The sequence below is a fragment of the Shewanella alkalitolerans genome (assembly GCF_019457575.1).
Taxonomy (GTDB): domain Bacteria; phylum Pseudomonadota; class Gammaproteobacteria; order Enterobacterales; family Shewanellaceae; genus Shewanella; species Shewanella loihica.
Genome location: NZ_CP080422.1, coordinates 1,859,792 through 1,874,202 on the forward strand (window position 1 = coordinate 1,859,792; position 14,411 = coordinate 1,874,202).

The following is a 14,411-nucleotide window of genomic DNA, read 5'->3' on the forward strand; positions in this document are numbered from 1 at the left end:
AACAGTTAAGACCCATTGCCAAGGTCAGTGCAAATTGGATTTGATACAAAATGTATCTCTACTGCATGTGGGAGCTTAAGCTGGCTAGATGCCAGGTTGATTACTTAATGGGAAAGGGTTCAGATGTGAAGGGCTAAGAGAAAAAGGACTGAGAGAGCAGGACTGAGCGGGATGGGCAGAAAGGGAAGGGCTAAATAGAGGAGCGAAGTGGCAGGTAAAGGGAGTCAATTGTTTTAAAGTGTTTACCCATTGCGGTGAAGGCTCAGATACCAACATCCAGATATAAAAGCTCGTTTATAGCTACTCATGTAAAAGGTGCATGTAAAAGACGCATGTAAAAGGCTCATATAAAAGCTCAGGCATAACGCCTTGCCTAAAACTGAGGCATTAAAAGATAGCGACCAAAAGAGAGCTATTAATGAAAGAGCGATTAAAATTAGAGCTATTAAAGAAGAGCGATTAAAGCAAAGCTATTAGAAGATAGGCATAAAAAAGCACCCCATGGGGTGCTTTTTAAGATCAGGCTGCGATTAACGCTTGTCCAGTTTGACGAAGTCGCGTTCTGGTGAGCCTGTGTAGAGCTGGCGTGGACGGCTGATCTTGTGACCAGGCTGATCCAACATCTCTTTCCAGTGTGCAATCCAACCCACGGTACGCGCCAGGGCGAACAGTACGGTGAACATGCTTGTTGGAATGCCGATAGCCTTCATGATGATGCCTGAGTAGAAATCGACGTTTGGATAGAGTTTCTTCGATACGAAGTACTCATCTTCCAACGCGATACGCTCAAGTTCCATCGCCACGTCGAGCAGCGGGTCATTGACCTTAAGCTCGGCAAGGACTTCGTGACAGGTTTCGCGCATAACCTTGGCGCGAGGGTCGAAGTTCTTGTAAACACGGTGACCGAAGCCCATCAGACGGAATGGATCTTCTTTGTCTTTCGCACGAGCGATGAACTCAGGAATGCGATCGACAGTGCCAATCTCTTCTAGCATGTTCAGACAGGCTTCGTTTGCGCCGCCGTGTGCAGGACCCCAAAGTGAGGCGATACCCGCCGCGATACACGCAAATGGGTTAGCCCCCGATGAACCGGCTAGACGCACGGTAGAGGTAGAGGCGTTTTGCTCATGGTCTGCGTGCAGGATAAAGATACGGTCCATAGCGCGTTCGATGATTGGGTTAACCTTGTACTCTTCACAAGGAACGGCAAACATCATGCTTAGGAAGTTGCCCGCATAGCTGAGGTCGTTACGTGGGTAAACAAATGGTTGACCAATTGAATACTTGTAACACATAGCGGCGATAGTCGGCATCTTAGAGACTAAACGGAACGCCGCGATTTCGCGGTGGTGTTCGTCGTTGACATCGAGAGAGTCTTGGTAGAATGCAGACAGTGCACCAGTTACGCCACATAGCATGGCCATCGGGTGTGCGTCACGGCGGAAACCACGGAAGAACGAAGCCAGTTGCTCGTTAACCATAGTGTGGGTCTTAACCGTGTAAACGAATTTGTCGTATTGAGCCTTGTTAGGTAACTCACCGTAAAGCAGTAGATAACAAAGATCTAAATAGTCTGAGTCGACGGCAAGTTCGTCGATCGCGTAACCACGGTGTAAAAGTATACCTTGGGCGCCATCAATGTATGTGATAGCTGATTCGCAGGATGCTGTCGCTAGGAATCCTGGGTCAAATGTAAAATGACCTTTGCTACCGAGTTTGCTGATGTCGATAACATCAAATCCCGCCGTTCCTTTCTTAATAGGCAGGTCAATCGAATCGTTCCCTGGTAGTTCCAATTTGGCTATATTATCAGCCATACCCCGTTCTCCTTACTTCATTCTTATGTGAGTGCGGCTTTGTCAAACGCCAATACTTTACAGTGAATCTAGATCACATTTCAATTTAAATAAGTGTTTAAATTCGTTAGACCATGGTCTTAATTTGACGTAAGTGCCCGTCAATACAGCAACTTGGCAGATTTTTTTACCAAAAAAACAAAATTTGCATAATGTGATGTTTGTATTTGACATTTGTGGGGCGTATACTTGCTTCGGCTCGAAAGAGCTACAAACAAACCAATTCGTAGACCATTATTTACATACTTATTTAGTGATTTTTGAATTAGTTAACTGTTTGTTTCAACTTTCCTTTTGAGGCGAGAGGAGGTGGTAAGTTTGCTTGCTGGTCAAATTTCGTTCGAAAGAGGTTCAATAACAAAAATAATGCTCAATGGAGCAGAGTGAGCAGAACGTGAAAAAGCAAAGACCTGTCCATCTAGATCTGCAGACCATTCGCTTTCCTGCAACAGCGATTGCGTCAATCCTACACCGTGTCTCCGGTGTCATCATGCTGTTTGCCGTCGGCATTCTTATCTGGTTGTTGAGTGAGTCACTCGCATCTGCTGAGAGTTTCGCAGGCATTCAATCTCTATTTGATACCTTTATCGTTAAGTTTGTTGTCTGGGGAATTCTGACCGCGCTTGGTTATCACCTGATTGTTGGCGTACGCCACCTGATCATGGATACCGGTCGTTGGGAAGAGTTGGAATCGGGTAACGCTTCAGCGAAAGCCGCCTTCGTTATTGCAGCGGCATGGTCAATCATTGCGGGGATTTGGGTATGGTAACAAATGCAGCGAGTCTTGGACGCAGTGGCGTTCATGATTTTATTCTTCTTCGTGCTAGTGCCGTGATCCTTACTTGTTACACCATTTTTTTAGTAGGATTCATCGCCGCTAGTGCGCCTCTCACTTATGACGTATGGCACGGTTTGTTCAGTGCTTTGCCGATGAAAGTGTTTACGCTTCTTGCCCTGGTCGCCATCCTGGTTCACGCCTGGATCGGTATCTGGCAGGTGCTCACCGACTATGTTAAGCCGGTAGCCGTCCGTGGCGTACTCCAATTCGTCTTCGTCGTAGCAGCGCTTTCTTACCTGGCTGCTGGCATTGTTATTGTGTGGGGTGTTTAAGTGAGTATTCCAGTACGTGAGTTTGATGCAGTCGTAATTGGCGCCGGTGGCGCGGGTATGCGAGCTGCACTACAGATTTCTAAAGAAGGTAAGAGCTGCGCGCTGTTATCTAAAGTATTCCCAACGCGTTCTCATACCGTTTCTGCCCAGGGTGGTATTACCGTTGCCCTAGGTAATGCTCATGAAGACCATTGGGAACAGCACATGTACGATACCGTTAAGGGTTCCGATTTTATCGGTGACCAAGACGCTATCGAATTTATGTGTCAAACCGGTCCAGAAGCCATTATCGAACTCGAGCACATGGGTCTGCCATTCTCTCGTTTCGATAACGGTAAGATCTATCAGCGTCCTTTCGGCGGCCAATCGAAGAACTTCGGTGGTGAGCAGGCGGCACGTACCGCTGCGGCGGCCGACCGTACCGGTCACGCCCTGCTGCACTGTTTATACCAGCAGAACGTTAAGCATAAGACTGAAGTCTTCTCTGAGTGGTATGCACTTGACCTGGTTAAGAACGAAGACGGTGCCATCGTAGGTTGTACTGCAATCGAAATCGAAACCGGCGAGATCGTGTACTTCAAGTCTAAGGCCACCATTCTAGCTACCGGTGGTGCGGGTCGTATCTACGCCTCTACTACTAACGCTCACATCAACACCGGTGACGGTGTCGGCATGGCAATGCGCGCTGGCGTGCAGATGCAAGACATGGAGATGTGGCAGTTCCACCCAACCGGTATCGCCGGCGCGGGTGTACTGGTCACCGAAGGTTGTCGTGGTGAAGGCGGATACCTGCTGAACAAAGACGGCGAGCGCTTCATGGAGCGTTACGCACCAAACGCGAAAGACCTGGCATCTCGTGACGTGGTAGCACGTTCTATGATGACTGAGATCCGTGAAGGCCGTGGCCTTGATGGTCCACTAGGTCCTCACTGCCTACTGAAACTCGATCACTTAGGTAAAGAGACGCTTGAAGCACGCCTACCAGGCGTATGTGAACTGTCTCGTACCTTCGCGCATATCGATCCGGCCGATGGCCCAATCCCTGTACTGCCAACCTGTCACTACATGATGGGTGGTCTGCCTGCTAAGGTGAGCGGTCAGGTGATCCGTAAGAATGAAGATGGTAGCGAAAGCGATGTCGTTGGTCTGTTTGCCGTGGGTGAGATTGCCTGTGTATCGGTACACGGTGCGAACCGCCTGGGCGGTAACTCACTACTCGACCTCGTGGTCTTTGGACGCGCAGCGGGTCAGCACCTGGGTAAGGCGCTGGATGAGACTGCCGATCCTAAAGAAGCGAGCGCCGATGAGATTGCTAAGTCTCTTGAGCGTCTAAATCGTTGGGAAAGCAACAAAGACGGTGAAGATCCTGCGCAGATCCGTAAAGATCTTCAGCTTTGTATGCAGCTTAACTTCTCGGTATTCCGTACCGGTGAGGCGATGGCAGAAGGTCTTGAAGAGCTTAAGGCGATTCGTGAGCGTCTGGCTAATGCTAAGCTGTCTGACAATTCAAGAGAGTTCAACACTCAGCGTATCGAGTGTCTAGAGCTTGATAACCTGATGGCGACAGCGATTGCGACTGCTTATGCGGCGAACTTCCGTCAAGAGAGTCGTGGTGCGCATTCACGTGAAGACTTCCTCGAGCGTGATGATGAGAACTGGTTGTGTCATAGCTTGTTCGATCCTCAGACCGAACAGATGACCAAGCGTGCGGTAAACATGGAGCCTAAGCTTCGTGAAGCCTTCCCGCCGATCAAGCGTACCTACTAAGGAAGATAAGATGAATTTGAAGATTGGTATTTATCGCTATAATCCTGAAGTAGACACTAAGCCTTACATGAAGGATTACACGCTAGAAGTGGCTGACGGTACCGATATGATGGTGCTGGATGTCCTGATGCAGCTGAAGGTACAAGACCCAACGCTGGCGTTCCGTCGCTCATGCCGTGAAGGTGTTTGTGGTAGTGATGGCGTAAACATGAACGGCAAGAACGGTCTGGCCTGTATCACACCAATTTCTACCTTCAAGGGTAAGAAGTTGGAGATACGTCCACTGCCGGGTATGCCTGTGGTTCGTGACCTGATTGTTGACCTGACTCAGTTCTACAAGCAGTACGAGAAGATCAAGCCTTACCTGATCAACGACGACAAGACACCGGCCCGTGAACATCTGCAATCGCCAGAAGAGCGTGCGCACCTGGACGGTCTGTATGAGTGTATCATGTGTGCGTGTTGTTCAACGGCTTGTCCATCATTCTGGTGGAACCCAGACAAGTTCATCGGTCCAAGCGGCCTGTTGCACGCCTATCGTTTCCTTATCGATAGCCGCGACACTGCCACCGAAGAGCGTCTGTCTGAGCTCGACGATGCTTACAGCGTATTCCGTTGCCATGGCATCATGAACTGTGTTGACGTTTGTCCTAAAGGACTCAACCCGACTAAAGCAATTGGACACATCAAGTCTATGCTGCTTAAGCGAGCTGTCTAAATGCAACACACTGAGCTGATTTTAATAATTATATAGCTCTTTTGAGAGTCACTTCTTCTATGTGAGAAGTGGCTCTTTTATGTAATGGAACTACACATGCCGTGAAATCTGGACTCTAGGGGCGGCAGATATTTTGCAATTGCAGTACATTTGACTGGATTGCATTTTCAATACTTTGGCTAAAAACACGTGTATAAAGTTTGAAAGGAATAGAAATGCACCAAGGCATCATGAAAGCCTGGCTCGAATCGTCTCATTTAAACGGGGCTAATTCGACCTATGTAGAAGAGATGTATGAAGCCTATCAAGAGGACCCTCAGTCAGTATCAGACGACTGGCGAGCGGTGTTTGATAACCTCCCATATGCCAACGGTGCAACAGCAGATGTGCCCGAAGCTGCCCACTCTAAAGTACGTGAATATTTCCGTAGTTTGGCGCTAGACGGTCGTCACAAGAGCGCTGCTCGTGTGACAGATCCCGAAGTCGATGCCAAACAGGTTAAAGTTCTTCAGTTGATCAACGCCTACCGTTTCCGCGGCCACCAGAATGCGAATCTGGATCCCCTCGGGCTATGGAAGCGCGATACCGTCTCTGAATTGGACCCGGCCTTCCACGGCTTAACCGGCGAAGATATGGAGCGTGAATTCAACACTGGTTCATTTGCTCACGGTGGCGACACCATGAAGCTGGGTGATCTGGTTAAAGCACTGAAAGCAACCTATTGTGCTGCTATCGGCGCGGAATACATGCACATCACAGATACCGATGAGAAGCGTTGGATCCAACAACGCTTGGAGCCGTCATTAGGTAGAGCGAATTACGATAAAAACACCAAGACACGTATCCTCGAGGGCCTGAACGCCGCCGAAGGTATGGAGAAGTATCTCGGCGCCAAGTTCCCCGGCGCAAAACGTTTCTCACTGGAAGGTGGTGACGCGCTCGTCCCTATGATGCGTGAAATCATCTACCGTGGCGGTGAAGCGGGTACTAAAGAGATCGTCGTGGGCATGGCTCACCGTGGTCGTCTAAACCTGCTGGTTAACATCTTAGGTAAGAAGCCATCTGAGCTATTCGATGAGTTCGCCGGTAAGCACAGCGATGAGCTCAATGGCTCGGGTGACGTTAAGTATCACCAAGGTTTCTCATCAGATTTCGAAACACCGGGCGGCAACGTTCACCTGGCACTGGCGTTTAACCCATCACACCTTGAGATCGTTAACCCTGTGGTCATGGGCTCGGTAAGAGCACGTCTGGACCGCCGCGGTTGTAAGACGGGTCTTCAGGTAATGCCTATCACTATTCACGGCGACAGCGCGATTGCCGGTCAAGGTATTGTCCAAGAGACCTTTAACATGTCTCAGACCCGTGCCTTCAAGGTGGGCGGCAGTATCCGTATCGTGGTCAATAACCAGGTAGGTTTTACTACCAACCTGACTGAAGACACCCGTTCGACCGAGTACTGTACCGACATCGCCAAGATGGTACAGGCGCCTATCTTCCACGTGAACGCAGACGACCCAGAATCGGTCGCCTTCGTTGCTCAGCTAGCGGTTGATTATCGTAACGAGTTTAAGCGTGACGTAGTGATCGATCTGGTCTGTTACCGTCGTCACGGCCACAACGAGGCCGACGAGCCGAGTGCAACTCAGCCGTTGATGTATGCCAAGATCAAGAAACATCCAACGCCACGTAAGATCTATGCCGACCGTCTGATCGAAGAGCAGACCTTAGGCGCGGATGATGTGACCGCGATGATCAACGACTACCGCGACGCGCTGGATAAAGGCGATTGCGTAGTTAAAGAGTGGCGTCCAATGACGCTGCATACGGTTGACTGGACACCTTATCTTAACCGCGAGTGGGACGAGGCTTATCCTGCCGAGTTGCCGCTAGCCCGGGTTAAGGCGTTGGCTGATAAGATCAGCTACGTGCCAGAGAGCCACAAGCTACAGTCGCGTGTTGCTAAGATCTACAAAGACCGTGTGGCCATGGCCGCCGGTGACAAGCTGCTGGACTGGGGCTTTGCCGAAACACTCGCTTACGCCTCGATTTTGGATGACAACAAGCGCGTACGTATCACAGGTCAAGATTCTGGCCGTGGTACCTTCTTCCACCGTCACGCCGTGTTGCACAACCAAAATGATGCGACAGCTTATCTGCCACTGCGTCACCTGTCTGACATGCAAGGCCCTATCGATATCTCTGACTCGGTATTGTCTGAAGCCTCAGTACTGGCGTTCGAATATGGTTATGCTACGGCTGAGCCGGGCGGTCTGACGATTTGGGAAGCTCAGTTCGGTGACTTCGCTAACTGTGCCCAGGTGGTGATCGATCAGTTCCTCTCTTCTGGCGAGCAGAAGTGGGGCCGTCTGTGTGGTTTGACCATGCTGTTGCCACATGGCTACGAAGGTCAGGGTCCAGAGCACTCGAGTGCACGTCTGGAGCGTTTCCTGCAGCTGTGTGCTAACCACAATATGCAGGTGTGTGTCCCATCGACACCGGCACAGGTTTACCACATGCTACGCCGTCAGGTTGTGCGTCCTATGCGTCGTCCTCTGGTGGTGATGTCACCTAAGTCACTGCTGCGTCATCCGCTGGCGGTGTCTAGCCTGGAAGAGTTGGCCGAAGGCACCTTCCAGAATGTGATAGCCGAGATTGACGAGCTCGATAGCAGCAAGGTCGATCGCGTGGTCTTCTGTAGCGGTAAGGTTTACTTCGAACTGCTCGAGAAGCGTCGTAAAGAGAACCTGGACAACGTTGCTCTGATCCGTGTAGAACAACTGTACCCGTTCCCACACGAAGATATGGCACAGATCCTCGCCCAGTATCAGCACGTTAAAGATTTCGTTTGGTGTCAGGAAGAACCTCAGAACCAGGGCGCTTGGTATTGCAGCCAGCACCACTTCTGGGCAGCCATTCCTGCCGGTGCTCAATTAACCTATGCGGGTCGTGAAGCCTCGGCCGCGCCAGCATGTGGTTATCCGGCCCTGCACACCCAGCAGCAAGAATCTTTAATCAATAGCGCATTAAAACTGTAGTAATAGACAATTTATAAAAAGGATAGCTTTCCATGAGTATCGAAATTAAGGTACCCGTACTGCCAGAATCAGTTGCTGATGCAACCATCGCCACATGGCATGTTAAAGCTGGCGAGCAAGTGTCTCGTGATCAAAACCTGGTCGATATCGAAACCGACAAGGTGGTTCTAGAAGTGGTTGCGCCAGAAGATGGTTCAATCGTTGAGTTCCTGGCGGAAGAGGGCGACACAGTGTTGGCCGAAGCCGTCATCGCTAAGTTTGTTGCTGGTGCGGTTGCCGGTCAGGAAGTCTCTAAAGAGCAAGCCGAAGCGGCAGCACCGCAAGCGGAAGCGGCTAGCGAAGAGTCTAACGATGCCCTGAGCCCATCTGTACGTCGTCTGATTGCCGAGCACAACTTAGATGCCGCTAAGATCAAGGGCACTGGCGTTGGCGGTCGTATCACTAAAGAAGATGTGGAAGCCTTCATCAAGTCAGCACCTGCTGCTAAAGCAGCGGCGCCAGCCGTTGTTGCGCCGCTAGGTGAGCGTAGCCAGAAACGCGTACCTATGACGCGTCTACGTAAGACTATCGCTAACCGTCTGCTGGAAGCGAAGAACTCAACCGCTATGCTGACGACTTTCAACGAAGTGAACATGAAACCTATCATGGACATTCGTAAGCAGTATCAAGAGCTGTTCGAGAAGAAGCACGGCATCCGTCTTGGTTTCATGTCTTTCTACGTGAAAGCCGTGACCGAAGCACTGAAGCGTTTCCCAGAAGTGAACGCCTCTATCGACGGTGATGATATCGTTTACCACAACTACTTCGATGTGAGCATCGCGGTTTCTACGCCACGTGGCCTGGTAACACCAGTACTGCGCGACACAGACACCATGAGCCTGGCCGACATCGAGCGTAACGTGCGTGACCTGGCTATCAAGGGCCGCGACGGTAAGCTGACAGTTGACGACATGACTGGTGGTAACTTCACCGTGACTAACGGCGGTGTATTTGGCTCGCTAATGTCTACCCCAATCCTTAACCTGCCACAAAGCGCTATCTTGGGCATGCATGCCATCAAAGATCGCCCAATGGCGGTTAATGGTCAGGTAGAAATTCTACCTATGATGTACCTAGCACTCTCTTATGACCACCGTATCATCGATGGTCGTGAGTCTGTTGGCTTCCTGGTTGCCATTAAGGACTTCCTGGAAGACCCAACTCGTCTACTATTAGACCTGTAAGACGATGTTGTTTCGATGCCTGTCGGCAACGGTAGGCATCACCCCTCGCTACCGGCTCTATTGAGCCGGTTGGATTAGATTAGAAGTATACGGATAGATCATCATGAATTTGCATGAGTATCAGGCAAAAGCCCTATTTGCCGAATATGGTTTACCAGTGTCAGAAGGTTATGCTTGTGATACCCCTCAAGAGGCGGTAGAAGCGGCTGGCCATATTGGCGGAGATATGTGGGTTGTTAAGTGTCAAGTACACGCAGGCGGCCGTGGTAAAGCAGGTGGCGTTAAAGTTACCGGCGATAAAGAAGAGATCAGAGCATTTGCTGAGCATTGGTTAGGTAAGAACCTAGTAACTTATCAGACTGACGAAAAAGGTCAGCCAGTTGCTAAGATCCTAGTCGAAAGCTGCACTGATATCGCAAACGAGCTGTACCTAGGTGCCGTTGTTGACCGTGCGACCCGTCGCGTTGTCTTCATGGCGTCTACCGAAGGTGGCGTTGAGATTGAAACAGTTGCCGAAGAGACACCTGAGCTGATCCATAAGGCGATTATCGATCCTTTGACAGGTCCTCAGCCATACCAGGCACGCGATCTTGGCTTCAAGTTGGGTCTGAACCCAACTCAGATGAAGCAGTTCACTAAAGTCTTCATGGGTCTGGCGACTATGTTCACCGACCACGACTTCGCACTGCTTGAGATCAACCCTCTGGTTATCACTACCGAAGGTAACATCCACTGTCTAGACGGTAAGATTGGTATCGATGGCAACGCACTGTTCCGTCAACCAAAGATCCGTGACATGCACGATCCTTCACAGGATGACGCTCGTGAAGCACACGCGGCGAAATTCGAGCTGAACTATGTTGCCCTAGACGGTAATGTAGGTTGCATGGTAAACGGTGCCGGCCTAGCAATGGGTACTATGGACATCGTTAACCTGCACGGCGGCAAGCCAGCTAACTTCCTGGATGTTGGTGGCGGCGCGACTAAAGAGCGTGTTGCTGAAGCATTCAAGATCATCTTGTCTGACGCTAACGTGAAAGCGGTTCTGGTAAACATCTTCGGTGGTATCGTACGTTGTGACATGATCGCTGAAGGTATCATTGGTGCCGTTAAAGAAGTGGGTGTTGAAGTGCCAGTGGTTGTTCGTCTAGAAGGTACTAACGCAGATCTAGGTCGCGAAGTATTGGCTAACTCTGGTCTTGACATTATTGCAGCCGAGTCGCTAACCGACGCTGCTGTTAAAGTTGTTGCTGCTGCGGAGGGCAAATAATGTCCGTATTAATTAACAAAGATACCAAGGTTATCTGTCAGGGTTTCACTGGCGGTCAAGGTACTTTCCACTCTGAGCAAGCGATCGCTTACGGTACGCAAATGGTTGGCGGTGTTTCGCCAGGCAAGGGCGGTCAGGTTCACTTGGGTCTGCCAGTATTCAACACAGTAAAAGACGCTGTGGCTGAAACCGGTGCGACTGCTACCGTTATCTATGTACCTGCGCCTTTCTGTAAAGACGCTATCCTAGAAGCTATCGACGGCGGCATCGAGCTAATCGTTTGTATTACTGAAGGTATTCCTACTCTGGATATGCTGGAAGTTAAGGTTAAGCTGGAAGAGACTGGCGTTCGCATGATCGGTCCAAACTGCCCTGGTGTTATCACTCCAGGCGAATGTAAGATCGGTATCATGCCAGGTCACATCCACAAGCCAGGTAAAGTGGGCATCGTGTCTCGCTCTGGTACACTGACCTATGAAGCGGTTAAGCAAACGACTGACGAAGGTTTCGGCCAATCAACTTGTGTTGGTATCGGTGGTGACCCAATCCCAGGTACTAACTTCATCGACGTATTGGAAATGTTCCAAAACGATCCACAGACCGAAGCTATCGTTATGATCGGCGAGATCGGTGGTACTGCTGAAGAAGAAGCTGCTGCTTACATCAAGGCTAACGTGACTAAGCCTGTTGTTTCTTACATTGCCGGTGTTACTGCACCTGCTGGTAAGCGTATGGGCCACGCTGGCGCGATTATCGCTGGCGGTAAAGGTACGGCTGAAGACAAGTTTGCTGCACTAGAAGCGGCAGGCGTGACTACCGTACGTTCACTTGCCGACATCGGCAGTGCACTGCGTGCTAAGACTGGCTGGTAATATCCACCCAAGTCTGTAGCATGAAATAAAAAGGCGCCTTAGGGCGCCTTTTTTGTTACCTATCAACTCAGTTACCTTTTAAAGCTTAAGCATTTTTCCTGTGGCCGTTTTCCCTATGACGGGAGAGGCCAAATTCGGCCGGTGTCAGGATATAGGTATCCTCGCAGTAGAAGTCTTCGGCGGTGCATTGCTGCCACCAGGATGCCCAGGCGGTGCCTTGCAGCTTCTCTTCAATGATGGCGTTATGGGTGAGGGGGGCCACCAGGCTGCCGGTGGAGATCAGCAGGCCATAGGGAGAGCGGCGCTTGATCATTCGCGGCTTTAACTTGTTGGGGTTATCCAGTCCCATGCTGCCCACCAGTTCATAGAAGGCCTTTAGGGTGTTGTGATGGAAGTTCTTCACCCGCTCGCTCTTCACCTGTACATCCAGTGCCTTGGAGCGGGCGGGATCTTGAGTCGCGATACCCGTGGGACACATGTTGGTGTTACAGCTTCTCGACTGAATGCAGCCTAGCGACAGCATCATGGTGCGGGCGGCGTTGACTAAGTCGGCGCCCATGGCGATCTTGGTCAGTAGATCGAAGCTGGAGGCTGTCTTACCCGAGGCGATCAGGGTGATCTTGTGCCTCAGACCCACGCCCACCAGGGCGTTGTTGGCAAAGTAGACTCCTTCGAGACACATCATCCCCAGGCGGTTACTGAACTCGACCGGCGCCGCCCCCGTGCCGCCTTCGGCGCCATCTATGGTGATAAAATCGGGTGTGATGCCTGTCTTGAGCATTGCCTTACAGATGGCGAGAAACTCGGCCGGATTACCTATGCAGAGCTTAAAGCCCACCGGCTTGCCACCACTCAACTCCCGCAGGCGTTTGACGAAGTTGAGCAGGGCGATAGGCGTGGTACATTCAGGGTTGACCGCAGGGGAGACACAGTCTTTATCCATGGGAATATGGCGAATGAGGGCGATCTCCGGGGTGATCTTGGCCTTTGGCAGCACACCGCCGTGCCCCGGCTTGGCCCCTTGGCTGAGCTTTATCTCTATCATCTTGATCTGCGGGCGTTTGGCCATCTTCTCGAAGCTGTCGGGGTTAAAGTTGCCCTCATCGTCGCGGCAGCCAAACAGGCCGGAGCCTATCTGCCACACCAGATCGCCGCCATGCTTGAGGTGATAGGGACTGGCGCCGCCTTCCCCCGTGTTGTGATAGCAGCCCGCCTTCTTGGCGCCCAGGTTGAGTGCCTCGATGGCATTGGCGCTGAGGGAGCCGAAACTCATGGCCGAGATATTAAAGTAGGAGGCATCATAGGGCTGAGTGCAGTCTGGGCCGCCGATGCGCACTCGCTTGGCCTGCTCGTCGATATGTTTCGGCGACAGCGAGTGCCACAGGCTCAGATAGTTCTCCTCCAACAGATCGCGCTGGGTGCCGAAGGCTATGGTATCGCGCACATTCTTGGCCCTTTGGTAGACCAAGGAGCGCTGCTCGCGGTTAAAGGGGGCTTCCTCTGTGTCGCTGGCGATAAAGTACTGCTGTATCTCTACCCGGTAAGACTCGAGGAAGTAGCGTAGGTAGGCGACCACAGGGTAGAGGCGGTTAAGGGTGTGGGAGCTAAAGAGCAGATCGTAGGCGCCGACCAAGGTGTAGAGCAGGGTAAAGCCGAGAACGAAGGCGGCGCCGGTGCCGCCATAGGTGAGATATAAATAGAGTCCGGCCCCGTTACCTAGGGTGGCGATAAGCCAAAAGACCTTTTGCATGATTGTCATAACGCATTCCTGTATTGCAGACACTTATCATTATTTGTCTATTGAACGTCATTGCGGCGGCTTTGGCAATCGGCCATCTCTGTGGCGAGCGATGAATTTTGCTTATTTTAAGCGGGGTTAGTGTAAAGCTGAGTCGACAAATGCCTAGATTAATACTTTCTAATCTACTCTGTAGTGGGTATATTGATGGGCTGGATGGGGGAAAAGAAAGGAGTGACAGATGTTCATCGCAGAAACAGAGAGGCTGATTTTACGTCGATTCGAGGCCAAGGATGTGGAGAGTCTATTTCTGCTCAATAGCATTCCCGAGGTGCTGACCTATATTCCCGGCGCGCCCATGACCTGTCGCTCGCAGGCAGAGGATATTTTGGAAAATGTGCTGCTGAAAAACTATCGCGAGCGTGGCTTTGGCCGCTGGGCGGTAGAGCATAAGGCTGACAACAAGGTGATAGGCTTCTGCGGTCCCACTTACATCAAGGAGTTTGATGAGGTGGAGCTGGGCTATCGTTATCTGCCCGAGTATTGGGGCAAGGGGATTGGCAGCGAGGCAGGTCATGCGGCGCTGTCACGCTTTAAAGATCACGGCATAGATGAGGCGATAGCGCTCATACTGCTGGGCAACAAGGGCTCCGAAGGGGTGGCGCGTAAGCTGGGCATGGCTGAGCGTGAACGCAGTAAGTTCATGGGCCACAAGGTGAACGTATTTCACAAGGTGTTGTGATACGGTTTGGCTAAGGTGTTGTGATGAAGGCGTTAGTCCTCGCCAGAGATAAACCTTAGACACAAAAAAAAGATACA

The 14,411-nt window shown here is 51.1% G+C and carries 11 protein-coding genes; 9 read left to right on the forward strand and 2 right to left on the reverse strand.

The genetic code is table 11. The annotated features are described in order from the left end of the window. Positions 1-530 precede the first annotated feature (530 nt). A complete protein-coding gene (locus K0J45_RS08380) occupies positions 531-1,817 on the reverse strand; it encodes a citrate synthase (RefSeq protein ID WP_144198816.1) in 1,287 nt (428 codons plus the stop codon). Positions 1,818-2,229: 412 nt separating this feature from the next. Between K0J45_RS08380 and sdhC the strand changes: the two genes are divergently transcribed. The 8 genes from sdhC (at position 2,230) to sucD (ending at position 11,854) form a co-directional block, all read left to right on the forward strand. Beyond that, a complete protein-coding gene (sdhC, locus tag K0J45_RS08385; RefSeq protein ID WP_220044954.1) occupies positions 2,230-2,625 on the forward strand; it encodes a succinate dehydrogenase cytochrome b556 subunit in 396 nt (131 codons plus the stop codon). Next, a complete protein-coding gene (gene sdhD, locus K0J45_RS08390) occupies positions 2,619-2,966 on the forward strand; it encodes a succinate dehydrogenase, hydrophobic membrane anchor protein (protein ID WP_011865451.1) in 348 nt (115 codons plus the stop codon). The genes sdhC and sdhD overlap by 7 nt, the downstream gene beginning before the upstream one ends. Further along, positions 2,967-4,733, forward strand: a complete 1,767-nt coding sequence (gene sdhA / locus K0J45_RS08395; RefSeq protein WP_011865452.1) for a succinate dehydrogenase flavoprotein subunit — start codon at positions 2,967-2,969, stop codon at positions 4,731-4,733. A 10-nt stretch (positions 4,734-4,743) separates the two neighbouring features. Next, on the forward strand, positions 4,744-5,451 hold the full coding sequence (locus K0J45_RS08400) for a succinate dehydrogenase iron-sulfur subunit (RefSeq protein ID WP_220044955.1): 708 nt from the start codon (positions 4,744-4,746) through the stop codon (positions 5,449-5,451). A gap of 215 nt (positions 5,452-5,666) precedes the next feature. Beyond that, positions 5,667-8,489, forward strand: coding sequence for a 2-oxoglutarate dehydrogenase E1 component (gene sucA / locus K0J45_RS08405; protein ID WP_220044956.1), 2,823 nt, complete (start codon positions 5,667-5,669; stop codon positions 8,487-8,489). A gap of 32 nt (positions 8,490-8,521) precedes the next feature. Beyond that, positions 8,522-9,712 (forward strand): 2-oxoglutarate dehydrogenase complex dihydrolipoyllysine-residue succinyltransferase, encoded by a 1,191-nt coding sequence (gene odhB / locus K0J45_RS08410; protein WP_220044957.1) that lies wholly within the window; start codon positions 8,522-8,524, stop codon positions 9,710-9,712. Positions 9,713-9,815: 103 nt separating this feature from the next. Further along, positions 9,816-10,982, forward strand: a complete 1,167-nt coding sequence (gene sucC / locus K0J45_RS08415; RefSeq protein ID WP_011865456.1) for an ADP-forming succinate--CoA ligase subunit beta — start codon at positions 9,816-9,818, stop codon at positions 10,980-10,982. Beyond that, complete coding sequence (gene sucD / locus K0J45_RS08420) at positions 10,982-11,854, forward strand: succinate--CoA ligase subunit alpha (RefSeq protein WP_011865457.1); 873 nt, start codon at positions 10,982-10,984, stop codon at positions 11,852-11,854. Before sucC ends, sucD begins: the two co-directional genes overlap by 1 nt. A gap of 85 nt (positions 11,855-11,939) precedes the next feature. Here sucD and K0J45_RS08425 read toward each other — a convergent pair whose 3' ends face one another. After that, entirely contained in the window at positions 11,940-13,613 is a 1,674-nt protein-coding gene (locus K0J45_RS08425) for an FMN-binding glutamate synthase family protein (RefSeq protein WP_220044958.1), read from the reverse strand. A gap of 220 nt (positions 13,614-13,833) precedes the next feature. Here K0J45_RS08425 and K0J45_RS08430 point away from each other — a divergent pair, with 220 nt between their 5' ends. After that, positions 13,834-14,334: a GNAT family N-acetyltransferase gene (locus K0J45_RS08430; protein ID WP_011865459.1), complete on the forward strand. Its 501-nt coding sequence runs from the start codon at positions 13,834-13,836 to the stop codon at positions 14,332-14,334. Positions 14,335-14,411 lie beyond the last annotated feature (77 nt).

What these genes read in the sequence shown, in the direction of transcription:
- K0J45_RS08380 (WP_144198816.1), bottom strand. Translation starts at nt 1,817, where the DNA reads ATGGCTGATAATATAGCCAAATTGGAACTACCAGGGAACGATTCGATT.
- sdhC (WP_220044954.1), top strand. Translation starts at nt 2,230, where the DNA reads ATGGAGCAGAGTGAGCAGAACGTGAAAAAGCAAAGACCTGTCCATCTA.
- sdhD (WP_011865451.1), top strand. Translation starts at nt 2,619, where the DNA reads ATGGTAACAAATGCAGCGAGTCTTGGACGCAGTGGCGTTCATGATTTT.
- K0J45_RS08400 (WP_220044955.1), top strand. Translation starts at nt 4,744, where the DNA reads ATGAATTTGAAGATTGGTATTTATCGCTATAATCCTGAAGTAGACACT.
- sucA (WP_220044956.1), top strand. Translation starts at nt 5,667, where the DNA reads ATGCACCAAGGCATCATGAAAGCCTGGCTCGAATCGTCTCATTTAAAC.
- odhB (WP_220044957.1), top strand. Translation starts at nt 8,522, where the DNA reads ATGAGTATCGAAATTAAGGTACCCGTACTGCCAGAATCAGTTGCTGAT.
- sucC (WP_011865456.1), top strand. Translation starts at nt 9,816, where the DNA reads ATGAATTTGCATGAGTATCAGGCAAAAGCCCTATTTGCCGAATATGGT.
- sucD (WP_011865457.1), top strand. Translation starts at nt 10,982, where the DNA reads ATGTCCGTATTAATTAACAAAGATACCAAGGTTATCTGTCAGGGTTTC.
- K0J45_RS08425 (WP_220044958.1), bottom strand. Translation starts at nt 13,613, where the DNA reads ATGACAATCATGCAAAAGGTCTTTTGGCTTATCGCCACCCTAGGTAAC.
- K0J45_RS08430 (WP_011865459.1), top strand. Translation starts at nt 13,834, where the DNA reads ATGTTCATCGCAGAAACAGAGAGGCTGATTTTACGTCGATTCGAGGCC.